Annotated in this window: 17 protein-coding genes; 12 read left to right on the top strand and 5 right to left on the bottom strand. The window is 50.8% G+C overall.

Annotation, left to right across the window (positions count from 1 at the left end):
* Nucleotides 1-279: 279 nt before the first annotated feature.
* Nucleotides 280-546 (top strand): hypothetical protein, encoded by a 267-nt coding sequence (locus ACTRXD_RS09030; protein WP_442431489.1) that lies wholly within the window; start codon nt 280-282, stop codon nt 544-546.
* A 149-nt stretch (nt 547-695) separates the two neighbouring features.
* Here ACTRXD_RS09030 and ACTRXD_RS09025 read toward each other — a convergent pair whose 3' ends face one another.
* Complete coding sequence (locus ACTRXD_RS09025) at nt 696-1,619, bottom strand: peptidoglycan-binding domain-containing protein (RefSeq protein WP_442431488.1); 924 nt, start codon at nt 1,617-1,619, stop codon at nt 696-698.
* Nucleotides 1,620-2,399: 780 nt separating this feature from the next.
* Nucleotides 2,400-3,572: a DUF2914 domain-containing protein gene (locus ACTRXD_RS09020; RefSeq protein ID WP_442431487.1), complete on the bottom strand. Its 1,173-nt coding sequence runs from the start codon at nt 3,570-3,572 to the stop codon at nt 2,400-2,402.
* Nucleotides 3,573-3,863: 291 nt separating this feature from the next.
* On the opposite strand from ACTRXD_RS09020, the gene ACTRXD_RS09015 reads away from it, so the two are divergent.
* The 4 genes from ACTRXD_RS09015 to ACTRXD_RS09000 all read left to right on the top strand — a co-directional run bounded on the left by ACTRXD_RS09015 (nt 3,864) and on the right by ACTRXD_RS09000 (nt 6,188).
* A complete protein-coding gene (locus ACTRXD_RS09015; protein WP_442431486.1) occupies nt 3,864-4,268 on the top strand; it encodes a hypothetical protein in 405 nt (134 codons plus the stop codon).
* A 132-nt stretch (nt 4,269-4,400) separates the two neighbouring features.
* Entirely contained in the window at nt 4,401-5,447 is a 1,047-nt protein-coding gene (locus ACTRXD_RS09010; protein WP_442431485.1) for a hypothetical protein, read from the top strand.
* A gap of 211 nt (nt 5,448-5,658) precedes the next feature.
* A complete protein-coding gene (locus ACTRXD_RS09005; protein WP_442431484.1) occupies nt 5,659-6,099 on the top strand; it encodes an RBBP9/YdeN family alpha/beta hydrolase in 441 nt (146 codons plus the stop codon).
* On the top strand, nt 6,054-6,188 hold the full coding sequence (locus ACTRXD_RS09000) for an alpha/beta hydrolase (protein ID WP_442431483.1): 135 nt from the start codon (nt 6,054-6,056) through the stop codon (nt 6,186-6,188). The genes ACTRXD_RS09005 and ACTRXD_RS09000 overlap by 46 nt, the downstream gene beginning before the upstream one ends.
* A 507-nt stretch (nt 6,189-6,695) precedes the next feature.
* Here the strand turns inward: ACTRXD_RS09000 and ACTRXD_RS08995 are convergent.
* Together ACTRXD_RS08995 and ACTRXD_RS08990 are read right to left on the bottom strand one after the other, a co-directional pair.
* Nucleotides 6,696-7,580: a uroporphyrinogen-III synthase gene (locus ACTRXD_RS08995; RefSeq protein WP_442431482.1), complete on the bottom strand. Its 885-nt coding sequence runs from the start codon at nt 7,578-7,580 to the stop codon at nt 6,696-6,698.
* A 28-nt stretch (nt 7,581-7,608) separates the two neighbouring features.
* On the bottom strand, nt 7,609-8,460 hold the full coding sequence (locus tag ACTRXD_RS08990) for a formylglycine-generating enzyme family protein (RefSeq protein ID WP_442431481.1): 852 nt from the start codon (nt 8,458-8,460) through the stop codon (nt 7,609-7,611).
* Between the two features lie 397 nt (nt 8,461-8,857).
* Here ACTRXD_RS08990 and ACTRXD_RS08985 point away from each other — a divergent pair, with 397 nt between their 5' ends.
* The 7 genes from ACTRXD_RS08985 (at nt 8,858) to ACTRXD_RS08955 (ending at nt 15,051) form a co-directional block, all read left to right on the top strand.
* Entirely contained in the window at nt 8,858-9,268 is a 411-nt protein-coding gene (locus ACTRXD_RS08985; protein WP_442431480.1) for a VOC family protein, read from the top strand.
* Between the two features lie 48 nt (nt 9,269-9,316).
* The gene (locus tag ACTRXD_RS08980) at nt 9,317-10,960 is read left to right on the top strand and encodes an MBL fold metallo-hydrolase (RefSeq protein WP_442431479.1); all 1,644 of its coding nucleotides are present in this window, start codon (nt 9,317-9,319) and stop codon (nt 10,958-10,960) included.
* Between the two features lie 139 nt (nt 10,961-11,099).
* Complete coding sequence (gene ricT, locus ACTRXD_RS08975; protein ID WP_442431478.1) at nt 11,100-11,822, top strand: regulatory iron-sulfur-containing complex subunit RicT; 723 nt, start codon at nt 11,100-11,102, stop codon at nt 11,820-11,822.
* Nucleotides 11,823-11,826: 4 nt separating this feature from the next.
* Nucleotides 11,827-12,132: a hypothetical protein gene (locus ACTRXD_RS08970; RefSeq protein ID WP_442431477.1), complete on the top strand. Its 306-nt coding sequence runs from the start codon at nt 11,827-11,829 to the stop codon at nt 12,130-12,132.
* Complete coding sequence (locus tag ACTRXD_RS08965) at nt 12,122-12,541, top strand: hypothetical protein (RefSeq protein WP_312743029.1); 420 nt, start codon at nt 12,122-12,124, stop codon at nt 12,539-12,541. The genes ACTRXD_RS08970 and ACTRXD_RS08965 overlap by 11 nt, the downstream gene beginning before the upstream one ends.
* 124 nt (nt 12,542-12,665) lie before the next feature.
* Entirely contained in the window at nt 12,666-13,415 is a 750-nt protein-coding gene (gene ubiE / locus ACTRXD_RS08960; RefSeq protein WP_442431476.1) for a bifunctional demethylmenaquinone methyltransferase/2-methoxy-6-polyprenyl-1,4-benzoquinol methylase UbiE, read from the top strand.
* Nucleotides 13,416-13,419: 4 nt separating this feature from the next.
* A complete protein-coding gene (locus ACTRXD_RS08955; protein WP_442431475.1) occupies nt 13,420-15,051 on the top strand; it encodes a B12-binding domain-containing radical SAM protein in 1,632 nt (543 codons plus the stop codon).
* 393 nt (nt 15,052-15,444) lie between these two features.
* Here ACTRXD_RS08955 and ACTRXD_RS08950 read toward each other — a convergent pair whose 3' ends face one another.
* The gene (locus tag ACTRXD_RS08950; protein ID WP_442431474.1) at nt 15,445-16,080 is read right to left on the bottom strand and encodes a hypothetical protein; all 636 of its coding nucleotides are present in this window, start codon (nt 16,078-16,080) and stop codon (nt 15,445-15,447) included.
* Nucleotides 16,081-16,161 lie beyond the last annotated feature (81 nt).

The raw sequence follows: 16,161 nt of genomic DNA, 5'->3' as shown, positions 1-16,161 counted from the left end.
CGTGCACCAGTCTGAGGGAACGAATGAGGGTCGATGTTGGGATTGAATCGTGATCTATTGGGAAATTATAAAAATGACGTGGGAAATGAGTCAAATCGTTTTGCGGGACCAGCCTGGACGAATCGATGGAAATTGGGCAAGATAGAGAAATCCAACAATCATGAAACATATATCATCTTAACAGAAATCAGGTGTTGTGTGAGTGAAACCAAGCCGTGTCCTTCTTGTGGCTACGATCTCCCTCGCCAAGGGCGGTTCTGTCCAAAATGTGGGAATCGGGTGGATCGAAAACCAGCGGAGGATTCTAAGCAGGAGCCACTCAACCTTCGTATCCTCTATATCATGGTGGGCCTTCTCATCCTGGCGGTCTTATTCCCTCCTTGGCAAACGTCACCCGGGCAGCCGCCGGAATTTTTAGGATTTCACTTTATTACCTCTCCCCCCACGGAGGGGGCCCAACGCAGCCCTATTCTCCAAAACATTCAACTCTTCACGATTGCCGTGGCTGGTCTGTACTTTTCCTGGGCATTTAGGGGCAAAGGCTAACCAGGGCATTTCTCCGATCCGGTGAGGAGGTCCTTCATGAGGGTGACTTCTGAGGACACGGGAAATCGGGTCTATCTGGCCCTCAGATTCCCTCAACATCCCATGTCCTATTCCTGTGAGTATCACGATTGACCAGGGATTACAGCGGGTTACTTTGTGACTTGCAGGATTTGTTGAATGGCCTCGGCCTTCTGCATCCGGAGAATCTGGTAGATTTTGGGACCATCTTCCAGGACGTATTGTCGGTCTTCGGCTTGCACCTTGGCGCACTGTCCTGGTTTGTTTTGCAAAGAAAGAAAACGGGTGACAAGTGGGGGATTCCGTGAGATCCGTAAAATACTCACGGCACAGGCTTCCCCATCATAGGGTGCCGACACGATGTTGGCGTCATCCCATTCCTGTATATCATAAACATGGGTATGCACTTTGAGTTGGGGCACATTCGCATTGACCAGGGATGCGGTTGAGTCGATACACCGTTTAAATTCTTTCATACAGGTGATGCGCGAGGTTTGCAGGACCTCGTCGGTGTTGCCCTCCTTGAGCATCCAGGAACCCTGGACTTCCACCCATTGTCCCCATTCCTGATCGTGAAAGGTCTGTGGGGGAAGGAATGGGACAACACGATTTAAAAGGCGATCATCTTCGGTGAGATGTTTCAGTGTGGGAAAGTCGAGGTCCCCGGTCTGAGAGAGACCTGAATTTTTCTGATAGGCTTTCAAGGCCTGTTTAGTAGTTTGGTCGAGAGTTCCTGTATAGGGTCCGACTCCATATCCAAAGCGACCGAGAAAAATCTGTACTCCGGTCATCAACGTACGAAATTCATCCGGCTTTTTCCGTAACGCCTCCAATTCTTCCTGACCCTTCTTGTCTAACGACATTTTTGCGGCGTCTGTTTGTGGGGATTGATGGGTTGGAGGCGATGAGGATTCAGAAGATTTTTTGGGGGAGTGGGGTGTGTTCAGCTCTTCGCCCGAGGCAAAGCCGGAGCCATTTGAAAAGAGTACTATCCCGATACCCACGAATACATACAGAGCCATCAATCCGACTGCTTTACCGGTGTGTTGCGACATATCACATTCCCTTCTAAGAACCTAAAAATCAGAACATCTGTGTTGTGTTCAATCAATACCTGTGGAGATCAGGATCATTCCAGGTGGAGTTCGTGGAGTCAAGAGCTCTCCTCGTCCCTTGAGAGGTGAGCGATGGTCCGCAAAAACGTGAAATGGAAAAATGATGGAAAGAGTAGAGATGAGGGAGAGCAACAAAAGACTCGGTTAGAGGATTCTGTTCTGATTGACGGAAGAACAGATTGACCCTACCAAAACGCCGGATGGAGCATGCCCCATCCGGCGTAAGGTCCGCACACTGGGAAAATTACCGTTTCTTCGTGGCAGCTTTTTTCTTGGCTGGAGCCTTTTTCTTGGCTGGAGCTTTCTTCTTGGCTGGAGCTTTCTTCTTTGTGGCCAAAACACTCACCCCCTTTCAAATAAGATGCGACGTCGAAGCCGCAGTGATAGCTCACTCCTACGATAGCAGTGAGTCTGTGAATAGGAACCCTTGAGCCCGTTATTAGTGTAGGACGTCACGCGAAAAATTTATCGGCGCTATCGTTCTGTAATGCCAAGCGATGTTCGGAAGCGAAATTGAAGAGGGAATGATCTAAGCAAGAAGTGTTTCGATAGTTGTGCATGATGATATTGAATCTATACTACAACGTCTAAGCAATTAATTCCAGGAATTTTTTAATTTTTTTTGTCGTGATGAATCCGACGCAATACGTCTGTCAGAAATTATGTCGGTGTGACGAAACGCAAACACATACACATGCTCGAGGAAAGAAGGAAAATTATTCACTGTGTAATGGTCGTCAATTCATGGGACGGCGAATAATGTGCTTCGGCTGAGAACGCCATGCGTCCGATGAGTCGCCCGTCTTCCGTCTCCACATTCACCCGCCATTCACCAGGCTGGAGCCGTTGTTTCATGGTGTACATGCGATAGCCATATTCTCTTCCTCCGGTGATGGAAATGGGAATGCGATCCGTGGTGATGAATTCAGCCGACTTGGTGAGTGGTCGCCATTCCCAGTGGTGATAGATGGTGGTGTGCAACGTGATCGGAGCAAACACGGATGAAAAGCTATAGACGGGTGTGTCCGTTCCGACACGGTCATCGGACCGTTTCCACACAGCGTACCAAGGACCATCTTCATAGGTGAGGAGGTATTCATTCTGTTGTTTTTCGATGTGATGATAGATGCCTCCGGATTTGAGGGAGAGGGGAATGGGAGGAATCCAATTTAAAAAATATAACGTGGTGCACAGACCCACCAGGGCAAAAGCCGGGAAACAAATGCCCAAGGAAGCCCTGTTAGGAAGGTTGGGAATGCCGCGGAGGGTGAGACGGACTGTTTTCCATACGACGGCTATGGTGATGAGAGCACCGGTTAAAAAGACCGCCGCATTCATCCAGCCCGTCAGGACAGGGAGGAAAAAGGTCATAAAGCTTAAGGTGACGATTGCAAAGAGGCCCACCAGCATTTTGAGACTGGAATACCGTTTGGAAAGAAATTCATTGGCGATGAGCAACCCGACAATGATTCCCAAAAAGATGGCGGACGTGGACCATGATGCACTTTGGGAATAGAGGATGGCATAGGCACTGAACAGCCCCCCTAATAAAAATTGCATGGCCTTGCCAAAATGCGGACGGGCCTGATGCATCAGGCTCAAGACATTCCAGCCGGGTTTGTCCGGTGTTGAGGGGATCAGTCCTAATTGAAACCGTCCGATGAGAATGATGAGAGTGCCCAGGAGCGTAATGTAGAGAAGGATAATCAGATTATCCAGCAATCGATCGATGCGTGTTAACGTGAGGGTGTCATAGGTCACACCGGCGAAAAAAAAGACGGCTGGGAGAATGGGTTTGAGAAATGTCGAGTGCCATTGCATCATCGTCTGGGCCACTGTCGCGGTGAGAGACGCCGTATACGTCGAAGCCAATTTGTGAGTCGTCAGATTCATTGTACCCCTTCCTTCAAAATCCTCGGAAGATTGATGGGTATTCTTAAAGGGGTAGGGCGAAACGCTTCGGAGGACCATTCAAGCTGTTTATGGGAGTGTTGAAAAATGCCACCAGCGGCGTTCTCGCCCCTTGGCCGTACTCACACTCCTCCGTACGCTCCGCTCGTCCAAGAACCTGCGGTCTTGCTGGACGAGCCTTTTTGAACACTCCCCCATGTTTTTGTGTATCGCTTTCTAGTTCCAACATGGGGAACAGCAACTGAAATAGCGCAATTATTCAACGGTCCCTTTATGAATCAAGAAAATAAAAATGTATTTCCCTCTCCTCTTTCCCTCACGCTGGTCGGAATCCAATTTGTGCAAATTGGGATGCTTGCCTTCACCGGACCGCTGTTGCCTCCAGGCTGTAACTTTCGAGCCATACTTGCGGGTGGCGGAGTGGTAGGCCTCTGGGGGTTGCCGTTCAGGGGACTGTGTCAGATAAAGGTGTTTCCGGAAGTCCCTGACCAGGGGAAACTCATTGTCCTCGGCCCTTACCGCTGGATCAGGCATCACATGTATACCAGCGTCTTGTTGGTGGGCATGGATGCTGGGGAGCCCTCTCCCCTACCGTATCCTGTTGTGGGCAGGATTAGTGATGACCTTTTCGGTCAAACTCGGGTACGAAGAGGGCCTCTTGATGGAATGATTCCTTGAATATGACGCCTACCGACATCAGACAAAATGTCTCATTACTTTTGTGTGGTAGAGACGATTATTTTGGTGGTAAAAGAGCAGTGTAAGTTATGGATATGCTGAGACAGTGCAGTTTGTCATTAGGGAGAATGCATGAAAGATTTTCGACCTAATATACTATATAATCTGCGAACCGATCCATGGTATGTCGAAGACCCTGATCGAATCGAGACCCTCAACAATATCCTTAATGATCTCGAATCATTAGGTTTCGACAGGCTTGTACAAAAATTTTGTACTCAGCCCGATCCTGAGAGAGCATGCGACTTTCTGTTTGAAATCTGGATTTTTCAGATGCTCCGCCGTAACCAAGATGTGCAGGCTTTGCAATACGAGCCGCCAGGGTCACAGAATCCACCAGATTTTCGTTTTTTTATCCATGGCGTTAGTTTCGATCTGCAAGTGAAACGTCTTCACAATGTCACGCATGAACTAACAAAACTCCTCTTCAAACGGGAATGTCAAAAGCACCTTTCAGTCCTTGCGAAGCCGTGGTTTATCAATTTCTGGGTTTCTGACCAGTTTACGCGGCAGGATTTGAGCCCGTTCTTTGCATTTCTGAAGCGATCTATTAACCAATTTTCTCCTGTGATGAACTTAGATACTCTTTTGGAAGAGCCACAGTATTCTTGGGAACAGAATGGTACGACGCTCGTACGGTTTTCCTTTTTCGAAAAGCGTAACAAAGAACCCGGCATTTCCCCGGGTGTAACTTATTTGATGGGAACAGAGAATGGATTAATGGCACCAATAGATACAGACGCCTTTCGTAAAAGCGTCAAACGGCTCCTCACGAAGTCTAGAAAGACCATGGTCCGACCCGTATCCCCCACGCAGGCGAATCTCCTCGTCATGCAATCGGTTCACTTCTCTTTTGCAGATAAGACAATGCCTGCTACGCTCTATGGTGATGAGGGGATAAGGTGTCATCGGGGAAGAGATCCAGAGCTATTTCGTCAGCCAAATGGCTTATTTCGTCCTAACAATTTTTCTAATATCAATGGCCTGATCTTGGTGCCTTCACAAGTGAGGTTTTTTTACCCACACTTCGAGGGGGACTTTTACCTCCACTCATCTCATTTTCAGAACATCCGAGGTCACCCTAAGCCATTTAAAGAGATGATGTTCGTTAAACCGTGAGAAAGTAATCCCTCAAAAGGCAACTACCCATGACACGACCATTCAAGCAGATGAAATACGCTGGGATGTTCGGTTCTCACTTGTCCTCCCAATGCCTGAATGGTGAAAATTAATTTTTTACTGTTATCTTCGTAGGAGAATGCTGTGGGCTCCTCCCTCTCCCCAAGAAATCTGCTTAGCTCGCATGAAAACCCCCTGAAAGATCCATTTTGTGAACGCCCCCACTCTCATTCTTCCGGGAATCGGCAATTCTGATCATGCCCATTGGCAAACGTTGTGGGAGTCCGCAAACCCTGAATTTATTCGTGTGCAGCAACGGGATTGGAATCACCCCGTCTGTGAGGAGTGGGTGAATGGGCTTGAACAGGCGGTAGCGAAAATCCGTGAGAGTCCCCTTCTTGTTGCGCACAGTTTGGGGTGTCTCTGCGTGGCGCATTGGGCGGCGCGTACGAGTCTCAAGATCAAAGGGGCCTTGCTGGTGGCGCCACCCAATCCGGATGATGGCGGTTTCCCCTCCGAGGCCATCGGATTTTCTCCGGTACCTCTAGGTTGGTTTGAATTTCCCAGCATCGTGGTGGCCAGTTCCAACGATCCCTACGGGAGTCTGTGTTTGCCCGTGCTTGTGCGTCGGGGTGGGGAAGCCGTTTCGTGAATATTGGGCCAGCAGGGCACATTAACTCGGAAAGTGAGCTTGGTGAGTGGCCTGAGGGTTGGGCTCTCTATCAGGAACTGACCGCGTAATACCTGTATCTAACCAACCCTTCGTTTTTGTCATAACCATTGGAATCTGCGGGTCTTTGCATGAGACCAAACCCTCGCGCCTCGGTACCAAATCCGCCCAATCCATCTGAACCGGCTTCATGAATGATAGTGTTTATAATTAATATCCAATAGTCTTCTGTGTGTATGTGCCTGTCGCAGTTGACTGACGACTGCCGTCCGATCATTGGGTCGGACGCTCTCATGAACCGGCGGGCTTTGTTTGAGCACAGCGAGTTAGGCCGCCCTCCTAAGGCTCGCGTCGGTCCCATCTGATGAGACCGGACGGGGCGTCACTGGTTTTGGGTCCTTTTGCCGAAACAAAAGGACCTCGGCTGCCGGGCCGAAACACGGCATATCATAAATTCTAAAAATTCCAGTTGGTAGATTTGCTTGGAATTATGGTGTTTTTCTCTTCGAAACATTCGGAAGTTAATGGGAATTTCTATAACAGTTATAAGAGTGAGGGTCTGATCTGTTTGCCGGGGATCAGAGGGAGGGTTTATCCCTCATGGGCGGAGCGTTCTTTGAGGTCAGGATGGTGTGAACGGCCTGGGAGGCCTCTTTGACCAAAATTCCCATTTTGGGGTGGGAAGGTTCGAGGTCGACGGGGAAGCCATAGTGGCGTAACCGTTCGCTTGCCAGATGGCCAATAGAGGCGACCATCATGCGATGAAGCGCTTTTCTAAAAAGGTTAATCTTCTCGTCCTTTTCCAACGCCTTAACGAGATTTTCCACTTGAATGGCGTTGGTGATCAACAAAACCGGGATGACCCCATCCATGACTTCCTGAAGCAGATGTTTCAGGGGTGCCAGATCCTCAGGTAAAGTCCATCGATAGACCGGTACCGGTCGAACTTTTGCTCCCCGTTCCCTCAGACCTTCTAGAAATTTCGGGTTACTGACCCCGTATTCCTGCACGGCGATCCGTAAGCCCTGGAGCCCATCCGGGTAGGATGCATCAAGAGCGACGAGCGTATCTTTCCATGTATTGGGTTCAGGGACCAGAATGTTCGGCTGAAGTCCAAGCTCCTTTAATACCAGGGCTGGCTTGGGACCCCGCACGACGAGCACCGTGTTTCGCAAGGCGGCAATGATCGCCTCACGAGTATGCCGGGTTTGTACAACATCCAGCAGAGTCCGAAATCCTACCCCGGTGAGTAGGACCAATAGGTCGATCTGACCTGCCATCAAGGCATCGCCACATTCCAGGGCCTGAGGATTGTCCGATAGTGGGAGTTCCCTCATTGACGGGGCGACAATGGGCACGCCTCCGTGCCGGACAATCAGCCGTTCCATTTCCGTGGCCATCCGGCTTTCAAGAGCCCCCACCCGGAGACCTTGAAAGCCCACATTGAGTTGTTCACCGCTCATGGTGGTACCTTACAGAGGAGTGAAAAATTTATTGGCCCGATGGAGCAGGCACATTCTGGGCGCATCGAAATCCAGTGGAATTATTGCGGTCCGTTGGAAGACTTTTGATCCTCGTAAAAATTCGTACCTGTGGGGTTTCCCCTTGCCAGCCTGAACTCCTCAATACTTTAAATTGGCCGGTTATGGGTCCTGGGGGATTCCGGGCAGGACTTTTGGAATAATAGTCTGCTTCGTACCAGTCGGCCACCCATTCCCAGACATTACCCGCCACATCGTAGATGCCATAGGGGCTTTTGCCTTTTTCATAAATACCCACCTGGGTCAACGTGGCTTCTCCGCGCCAGGATTGATTGAAATTCAAATGTTCCATCGTGGGTTCGACATCACCCCAGGGAAATCGCCAGTCGTTGGGTCCTTTTGCGGCTTTTTCCCATTCGGCTTCGGTGGGAAGGCGTTTCCCGGCCCAGTGGCAGTAGGCTTCGGCATCCTTCCAGTCTACGTTGATGACTGGAAGGTCGGTGACCGACTCGGGCATCATATTTCCTTTCCACAGTCCTTTCTTGGGATCCGTGGGATGTTGGGGAGTCCGGTGACCGGTTTCAGTCACGAATTGAAGATACCGCCCATTGGTGAGTTCGTACTTATCCATATAAAAACTACTCACAAACACCTCATGATTCGGCCGTTCGTCAAGCCCCCCATCCCGGGCCGCCTTGGGCACACCCATGGGAAAGGCTCCCTCAGGAATCAAGACCATAGGAGCGCCGTCTTTTCCCATAATTTCCTGAGGAGGCTCAGAAGCGCTAACCGTGCTGGAAACTGCAGCGATGAGTAGTAGGCCCGCCCATATCCCAACACACCCTACCCCTTGATTCCACATCCTTCCTACCATTTTTCCCTCCAATTTTTTCTGGCAATCCCACAATTTTTTAATGATTCGATTACTAAAATACCATAATTCCGGTTGATCATGAATGATAGGTCAAAGTTTTCGGAGGGAAAGTTGAGCCATGAGGCCACACTTAGACTCCACAGGGTTGCCTAGGGTGTCGCCAGAAGGAGCTGTTGACTATTCCTCCTGTTTTCATCGTGAACCGTTGGGTCGACAGGTGGGATCCTAAAGAAATACAGATAATGGTGCGATTTTCAACAGACCTTAGGATTTCTTGACGTTCGTTTGGCAACTTGCTCCATCCCGGGGTCCTGGGTATGATGCCTTTCTCCGAAAATATTCGTGGGCGATGGGGTCCCACTCTTCATCCATTGACGGAATTGAGATGCAGGAAAAACGAAAAACCCTCGGGCTTCGACATTTGGCCTTACGGGTTCGGGATGTTCAGGTATCCCAGCGGTTTTATGAACGACTTTTTGATATGAAAGTTGTGTGGCAGCCTGATCCCGGGAATGTCTACCTCAGTACGGGCTATGATAATCTCGCACTGCATCAAGTGACTTCTGAAGAGTTGAGTCAATTTAACCTCTCCCAGGTTCATCCGTTGGATCATTTGGGGTTTTTAATGGATTCTCCGGCAAGTGTGGACGCGCTATTTTCGGAAGCCGCAACACAGGGCCTCACGATTGTGAAACCCCTGAAGCAACATCGCGACGGCAGTTATTCGTTTTATCTCTCAGATCCGGATCAGAATACGATTCAGGTGTTGTTTGAACCCTCAATCCAATTGCAATAGAGCAGGGTCGAACCCTCGTGGGTCCTTCCTTTCGCAGCATACGAGACAGTGCTCTCTCCCTCTCATCTTGCCATGAATCCTTGGACGACCATTGATCCCACGCAGCATGTTGGACTGAACCCCTGGGTCTGGGTTCAGTTGGAGAGTACCGAACCGCCCGGACCTTTCCCGTTTTTGGGCGGGGTGGACCCGGAGGTCGTCAGGAGTCTTCATCAGGTGCATGAGATCATGATGAGCGGTATCGAGACCGCCATCAGCGACATCATGGCCAAACGTGCTTCCGTGGATGACCCTCAATTATCCCGTCGTTTGGAGGATGCCTATGCGGAAGTGGTGCAATCTCGTCCTCCCCTACAACGACATATTCAGTGCGGACGGAAATCCGATGGGACCTTTCACTGGGACTATCCCAAAAATCCCACCGCCTCGGCCAAGATGACGTATGGAGGGTTGCGGATTTTTAACTCTGTCACGCGGCAAGCGATCCCCTTCGGATTTGAGCGGCCAATCGGGCCGAATGTGGGACATTTCCTTGGTTTTCTCACTGGCCGGCATACGATGGGTGAGATTCAAACGGTGGCGCAGGCCGGCGGGCGGGATCTCGAACGGCAATTGGCGCAGCTCTTTACCTTATTGAAAGACCATGATTGCCTGGCCATCGCTTCCAACACCTCCCTTGAGGCACATTGGCGTAAAGTCACGCGGGATCAAGATGTGGTGCATCTGGGACATGCGGCTTTGATGTATCGACACCAGGATAATTTTTTATGGTTTGATCCCTGGCTCATGCCATGGTTCGCGGAGTCGCCTGTGCCGTCTCTATGGGCCAACCTCCTTCCGCGCCCGGCTGGAATTTTTCTCACCCATGACCATGACGACCATGTCGATCCTCGCACTTTGTACCATTTGCCTAAAGATGTGCCGATCTTTGTGCCGAGTCGACGCAACCGGAAAGCGCTGCATTATGATTATCTGTCCCTTCTGAGAGAGTTAGGTTTTTCGCAGGTCAGAGAGCTGGCTCATGGAGAAAGTTGGCGTATAGGGGACGCCCAGGTCGTATCCGTGCCGTTTTTCGGTGAAGATCCATGTGATGTGGAACTTCCGCGAAACTGTTATTTGGTGGCGGACCGGGGGCGGAACACGCTGGTGCATGCCGATAGCGGGCCGACCAATGATGGGCGCTCGGCTTTGCAGGACAAGGTCATGGCCAACCTCGTGTCCAAGTACGGTCCGATTCCCTTGGTCTTTGCCTCGCAACAACAACTCAAAGAAGTCCGGAGTTATGCGGCATATGCCTGTCTCTCTCCGCCGGGAACCTGGTTGGAGGTGGGAGAGAACGGCTTTTTGACCAATGCCTATTTAGCCGAGTTGTGTCGAACGGCTCTAGCCAAACTCTTTGTCTCCTATGCGACAGGGGGTGCGGATTGGTATCCCGATCATTTATCATTTATGTTCAGTGGGCGTAACCCGGCCCGGACAGCCCTGCTCACCGCGAATTGGGATCCTCCTGAAAGTCTTAGGCAGGAAGTAGAACCGTTTGGCTGTCGCTATCATTTCGGCCAGGCGTTTGATGTGTTTGGAGCCGGACCCAACGGGGAAACCCTGGTGTCTCATCTGGCGGATCAACTGACACCGATCGGTTTGTACCAGTTGGATCATGCCCCTCCTCCCTTTCTGCGAAAACATCGTTAGCCGGCGTGAGTCGGGAACGGGTTAGTGTACTCAAGTTTGAGCCACCAGAATCCCTGCTTGGCCTCTTCCGGTAAGTCCGGTATGATTGACCCTCACGCCTACAGTATTCCTTGGTAGCAAAGGGAGGCAACGATTCATAATGCAGGAATCTGAAGACCAAAGAGAATATATAGAAGAAGTTGCGGTGGTCGGTGTCAAAGTACGGGATCTGGGAGAGGTGAAAAAAACCCGGACCGATGATCATACCGTGAAGGTCGGTGATTGGGTCTTGTTGGATTTAGACAACGACCATACCTTTGGCAAAGTCTACCTCCCTCCTCAATTCCTCCCGTTTACCCCGCCGATGCGGGTGATGCGGCAGATTATTCGAAAAGCCACTGAAGAAGATGAGCGCCAGATTGCGCGCCAGCTACGTTTGGCCCAGGAGGGTGAGGAGTTTTGTCAGGAACGGATTACCGAATTGGGGCTCGGCATGACGTTAGTGGAAGTGTTTGGTTCATTTGCCCAGCGATCACTCACCTTCACCTATACGGCCGATGATCGGATTGATTTTCGCCAACTGGTCAAAGATCTGGCCCGGCGGTTTGGATGTCGGATTGAGATGCGCCAGATTTCAAGCCGGGAGGAAGCCGCTCGACTGAGTGGCGTCGATACCTGCGGATTGGTGCTCTGTTGCTCCAGCTTTTTAACCGATTTCAAGCCCGTCTATCCTCGCGGTCGGGCTGACGCACCCATGAATGGCATGGATAGCCATCGGATCGGGGTCTGTGGTCGGATGAAATGCTGCTTGTTATACGAAGAAGAGGGTTGGACACTCACTCGACGCAAACCACAGCCCTTAATTCGTCCCACAAGACGGTAATACTATGGTAGTCACAAACGTTGGTTGTGAGTTAGGGGCTGCTGAGCCACATCCGCAAGCCGGGGTGGTCACCGTGAGGGCTGTTGATTATTTTAATTTTCTGCCTTTTCATAGGCGAATGAGTGACAGAGATTTCCCTGAGGACAATGAAGGAGTGTTCAAAAAGGCTCGTCCGGCAAGGCCGCAGCTGCTTGGACGAGCGGAGCGTACGGAGGAGTATGTGAGCACGGCCAAGGGGCGAGAACGCCGCTGGCGGTATTTTTCAACACTTCCAGTGATGAGTGGAGAAACGACGCGCCATGGGGGGTAAGCCACGATTCGTCATTTATGCGCATAATGCGACCTACGATAAGCTCCATCAAGTGGCCACCCTGGGATTAACGGCTTCCGCGATGGGGAAAGACGTGATGGTGGTGCTGTTGTTCTGGACCATCAAAAAGTTGGCGGAAGGCCGGTTAAATGAATTGGATTTTCCTCCGGAATATGCCGCCCAGGCCCCCGAAGTGGCCCGGTTGATCCGTGAACGCAAAGTTCCGCTCATTTCGGACATGTTTGAGGAAGCTCGTCAGGTCGGCCAGTTCAAATTAATTGCCTGTAGCGCGGGACTTGAGTATATGGGAGTCGATGCCAAAGCGGTCACCCAAGGGGTCGATGAAGTAATGGGCTTGCCTGCAATTATTTCTGCCTGCTCCGGTGCGGAAACCACCCTGTTTATTTAATTCCCTCTCCGGTTTTTCCCTGCAGTGTGTTCGCAGGCTTTGATTGTTCACTCCAGTTTTCTGAAGGGTTTAATTCTTGACAAAACTTAAGATCGGGTGCTAGGTCCTTGGGGTGGTTCCTGTCATGAATAAAATCGACATCCCCGGCAAAGCGGCGTCCACATGGACCGGTCCGGCTCGGGAGCAGGCCGTCCAGCGAATGTTCACGGCCATTGCCAAATTTTATGACCTGAATAATTCTCTCCTGAGTTTTGGTCTGCACCATTCCTGGAAACGCAAGGCGATTTCCTACATTCCTGACACCCCTGGGACACGAGCTTTAGATTTGGGTGCGGGAACCTGCGACCTAGCTATCTTAGTGGATCAACATCTCCGCTCTACGAGCAAAATTATCGCAGCGGATTTGAATTTAGCCATGTTGCGTGTGGGCCAGGATAAAGTCCGCTCCCAGAGCTTGGCCAACCGTATTACCTGTTTGCAGATGAATGCCGAGCATCTCACCTTTCCGCCCGCCACATTTGATACGGTGACGGCCGGATTTTGTATTCGCAATGTCGGCAATCTTCCCCAAGCTCTCTCGGAAATCTGCCGGGTATTGCAACCGGGGGGTCGCTTTGTGTGCTTGGAATTTTCCCGTCCGGTTTCAGCCGGCCTGCGCAAGCTTTACGACTGGTACTCCTTTCATCTGCTCCCCTGGATTGGCACCAAGGTGGCTCGCGATGGTACGGGGGTGTATGAATATTTACCGGCGTCAATACGCAATTTCCCGGACCAAAACCGGCTCGCCCAATTACTGAAGGAAGCTGGGTTTCAATCCGTGGACTATCACAATCTGACCGGTGGAATTGTCGCCATTCATGTGGCGGTGAAATAGCTCGATGAACTCCGTCCTCTACGTCTTTCTTCCCTGTAAAAAGGTCTATCCCACCGGGATTACCTACCTGGCTGACTTCATTCACCGGCGCCGGCCGGATGTGCGTCAGCAGATTTTGGATCTCTCCTTATTTCCTCCGGATCAGCGTCAAGCACAATTACGGGAAGTCACCAAGGCTTTTCAGCCGGAATTGGTGTGTTTCTCATGGCGGGATATCCAAATTTTTTCCCCGCATGAAGGCGATGCCTCGCTCGAACATGCGTTTAATTTTTATTACGCCAGTAATCCGCTAAAGCGGGTGGTGGCCTCCTTCCAAGGCCTGCAGAACCTGTACCGTTATTACACGGATATCCGGAATAACCTTTCGTATCCCTGGCTGATTCAGAAAGAATTTCCCTCAATCGGAATGATGATCGGCGGCGGAGCATTCACGGCCTTTGCGGATCAGCTTATTGAAAAATTGCCCGAAGGCATCATTGGTATTCTGGGAGAAGGAGAGGACGCCATTCTCAAAGTCCTGAACGGCGAGCCTCTGGGTGAAGAACGGTTCATCATTAAAGAACGGGGAAAGGTCACCAAGGGCACCAAAAATACGCCGGCCCTGTTAGATGCGCTCTCCGTGGATATTCCTTACCTCACGTCAATCTTTCCACAATACGGTGAGTATATCGGTGAATGTATCGGCGTGCAGAGCAAACGCGGTTGCCCGTATGATTGCGCCTTTTGTCTCTATCCGTATATTGAAGGCAAACGGGTGCGCTATCGCCCGGCGGAAAATGTGGTGAAGGACATTGCTCAGTATTACCATCAATGGGGAGCCAGACGGTTTTGGTTTACCGACGCGCAGTTCATCACCGGCAAGGATGCGTATCCCCAATGTACGGAAATCCTGGAACGGATCATCTCTCAACAATTGCATATTGAATGGTCGGGATACGTCCGGACCTCCCTGATTAATCCAACGTTGGCCAAGCTGATGGTGCAATCCGGAGTGGGAGATTTAGAGGTCGCGATCACGGCGGGCTCGCAAAAAGTTTTGAACAGCATGCATATGGGCTTCAAGCTTGAACATTTGTATGACGGATGCCGGTATCTAAAGGAAGCGGGATTCAACGGGCGGGTTATTCTCAATTATTCCTTGAATTCCCCCGACGAAACAGAAGAGACGCTCCTCCAAAGTATCGAGTCGTACAAAATAGTGGCCTCGATATTGGGAGAAGACCGGGTGTTTCCCTTGATGTTTTTCTTAGGCATTCAGCCCAATACGGATTTGGAGCAACGATTATTGTCGGAGGGGTATTTATCGAAGGGCTACAACCCCCTCAGTTTGACGCCCTGGAATATCAAAAAAATGTTGTACAATCCGGCGCCGCTTAATAAGATTATCGCCAAGGCTTGTCTGGCGGCCTGGGGTCGGAAGCATGGGTCGCAGGACCCCCGCCCCTGGTCAGGCAGCTTGAGCCAGAGCGCCACGCAGCAACAGGGGCACACTTATGCGGATACAAGTCTATCGAAAGGATTTGAAACCAATTCCGGGCGTGATGCCCTGCTCACGCTGGAAGAAATTCTTCGTTCCCGTCGCCCATCCGATTCTCAACCGCTTTCTCCTGCTCCCGCACCCAATCCCTCCCGTTGATTCTTCTGGGTCTGTTGAAAAAAGCCGCCAGCGGCGTTCTCGCCATTTTCCCGTGCTCACGTACTACGCGTACGCTCCGCGCGTAAAAACGGCTGCGGCCTTTCCTTCGAGAGGCCTCAGGACAGGACTGGACGGGCTTGAACCGACCCGTAGCCTTTGATGAGTAATCTAATCCGGCGCAAATTTGCCCTTGAACATCCTTATTATTCAACACTCCCCTTCTGTAAATTTGTGGAGTGCGAAACCGACAGGCCTACAGGAGGATTCGGCTAGATCCCCCATCTTCATGGGCGGGTATGTGTGGAAACGAGGCTGTTACAAACGGAGGAAAGAGATATTTCCTATCAAATGAATACCCACGGATTACGTGGAAACATTCTGAGGATCTAGAGTTTACCCTTTGATCGTAAATTCCATGGTGCCGATAACGTTGACGGCATGCAGCGCCTGGCCTGGAGAACCATAAAATATTTTGATCTGATATTTCCCCGGTTTCCATCCTTCTTCCGGCTTTGAAATTAGAAAGTATCCGGATCGCTGATTCATTTCCAGTTCGATCACGTCTTTTCCGACGGGGGTATTCGACGTCACTTGCCCATCCTTCATTCGAAACCATGCAGCTGCGAATTGGCCAGGGGCGTCTAAGGGTTGTGCTTCGAAGACGATGTAAAACTGCTGCGTGTCTAAGGGAAATTCTGAAACGCCTGGGTTAACGGGCTCAACATACGCATCCCCCGTAGTCATCCATCCTGGCCGTCCAAGGGAATCCCAAGGTGTGTCGTATCCCGTGGCCATGGTAATCCACGTAAAGACTCCCTGCGGGCGTTTCCAGTTGACCTGGTCAAACGCCATGTTTTTGAGCATGTCGTTTTTGTTGGGTGCCAGGGTTGAGCTGCCAAACGGGTCGTCTGCCCAACTGATGCTGCTGAACAGGCCAACAAAAACAAGGGCCGTCGCAGTGCGAAAGAAGTAGGAACCGCCGACAGACTTACGAAACAATTTCATAAAAAAACTTTCTATAACGTGCATGGTCCACCTCCTGGTGGGAAGGCCTTCTCCATCTAATTCATTTATATCTATATCATTTTACAATACTGGACCCACAAGTGT

The sequence above is a fragment of the Nitrospira sp. T9 genome (assembly GCF_052156535.1).
Classification (GTDB): Bacteria; Nitrospirota; Nitrospiria; order Nitrospirales; family UBA8639; genus Nitrospira_E.
This window is presented reverse-complemented; position numbering and strand designations above follow the sequence as displayed.